Source organism: Paenibacillus sp. NMA1017, assembly GCF_058895805.1.
Genome location: NZ_JBZXYR010000041.1, coordinates 1 through 2167, shown reverse-complemented (window position 1 = coordinate 2167; position 2167 = coordinate 1). Strand labels below are relative to the sequence as shown.

Sequence of the window (2167 nt, the reverse complement as noted above, 5' to 3'; positions counted from 1 at the left end):
GTATACAACGCGCCTTCATCTACACTGCGTGTCCAAGCCTCGTAACCGGATGAAGCCTGACGGAATACCGTACGAAGCGCATCATGATGCTTCACGATATGATCCATGACTTGGCGAACCGCTATCTCATTAAAGCCCTCGGCACGATAGAGCATGACCGCCTGATTAAAGTGCTGTGGACGCTCGCGCTCCTGCGCAAAGAACCAATGCTGGATCGGGAGCAACCCGGTTTCCCCGCTCACTTCTCCTTGATCTGCCATACGGCTGACCACATGCATATGCGGTGCCAGTGCTGCAACCGTTGGATACTGGAACAAATCCTTCATGTCCAGCTTATAACCAGACTGGAACGTACGAGATGCGATTTGGATGGCCTTGATCGAATCGCCGCCCAGATCAAAGAAGTTGTCCAAAATACCGACCGTCTGTAATCCCAGTACTGACTGCCAGACCGCTGCCAGAGCGCGTTCTTGTGCGGTACGCGGCTCAACATAATCCGTTCCGGTTTGCTGGCTGCCTTCCGGTGCTGGCAGGGCTTTGCGGTCAATTTTGCCATTGGGACTCAGCGGCATCTGCTCCAGCTGTACAAAGTACGACGGCACCATGTAGCTTGGCAGCTCCCGACCCAGCTCACTTCTCAGCTCGCTGGTCCCGAGCTCTTGCCCCGCGACATAATACGCCACCATTTGTTTTTGGCCCGTTTCATCCGCACGCGCCATGACGACCGCTTCTCGTACCGATTCTACTTGGAGCAGCTGCGATTCGACCTCGCCCAGCTCGATCCGGTACCCTCGGATTTTGACTTGATGGTCGATCCGGCCCAAATATTCGATGTTGCCGTCCGGCATCCATCTCGCCAAATCGCCTGTGCGGTACATCCGTTCATAGCCTGCTTCCCCGCCGGCAAACGGATCGGCTACGAATTTCTCTGCCGTCAGCTCTGGACGGTTCAGATAGCCGCGGGCTACACCGACACCACCGATGCACAGCTCACCCGCAACCCCAATCGGCTGCAATTGCTCCGTGCCTTCCTTCACGATGTACAGACGAATATTCTGAATCGGTTTCCCGATTGGAATAACCGCATATTCCTCATCCGGCTCGCAATCGAAGTACGATACGTCCACCGTCGCTTCGGTTGGACCGTACAGGTTGATCAGCTTCGCTCCGGCTAGGCTCGACACGAGCCGTTGGAAACGCGCCACATGCTGTGGTGGTAATGCTTCACCACTGGCAAAGACATGACGCAACGTTGCTAGCTTCGCTTGCATTACTTCCCGTGGCTGCTGCTCCACATACTCCAGGAACGCATGCAGCATCGCCGGTACAAAGTGCATCGTGCTCACGCCATCGCGGGCAATCGTGTCGACGATGTCTTCCGGGTTCTTTTCCCCGCCCACGGACAGCAAGCTCACCTTCGAGCCGACCAGCGACCACCAGAACAGCTCCCACACCGACACGTCGAACGTGAAGGCGGTCTTTTGCAGGATCGTATCTTCCGCACTCAAGCCGTACCGATCATGCATCCACAAAATCCGGTTCAAAACGGAATGGTGCTCCACCATCACGCCCTTCGGTTTGCCCGTGGAGCCAGAGGTATAGATGACATAGGCGACATGGTGCGGTCCGGCCAGTGGCTCCAGATTCGAGCCATCTTCGTAATAAATGTCTTGGCCAGACTGCTCATGACGATCCAGCACCAGCACCTGGCCGTCGAAACTCAGCGCGGCTTGCTCCGCCAGATGTGATTGCGTCAGCACCAGCTTCGCGCCCGAGTCCTCCAGCATAAAGCGGATACGATCCGCTGGATATTCCGGATCAATCGGCACGTAGGCTCCGCCTGCCTTGAGGATCGCGTAGATGCCTACGATCATGTCCAGTGAACGGTGAACCAAAATGCCCACGGGCTGATCCGGCTGGACACCTTCTGCACGCAGCGTCCGAGCCAAACGGTTCGCGCGCTCATTCAACTCACGGTAGGTCAACGACTCCGCTCCGCACAGCACCGCCACTTGCTCAGGCGTGTTCGCTACCTGCTGCTCAAACAGCGCACTTAGCGTTTGATCCTGCGAATAGACTGCCGCCGTATCTCCCCATACCTGAACAATCTGTGCCTGTTCTTCCGGTGTTACCAATTCCAGCTCATTCACACGGATATTTGGATTGT

The 2167-nt window shown here is 56.3% G+C and carries 1 protein-coding gene; it reads right to left on the bottom strand.

The annotated features are described in order from the left end of the window. Window positions 1-2167 (bottom strand): non-ribosomal peptide synthetase (locus tag AC5ELV_RS26220; RefSeq protein ID WP_493432446.1); only part of this gene is annotated, 2167 nt, incomplete at both ends.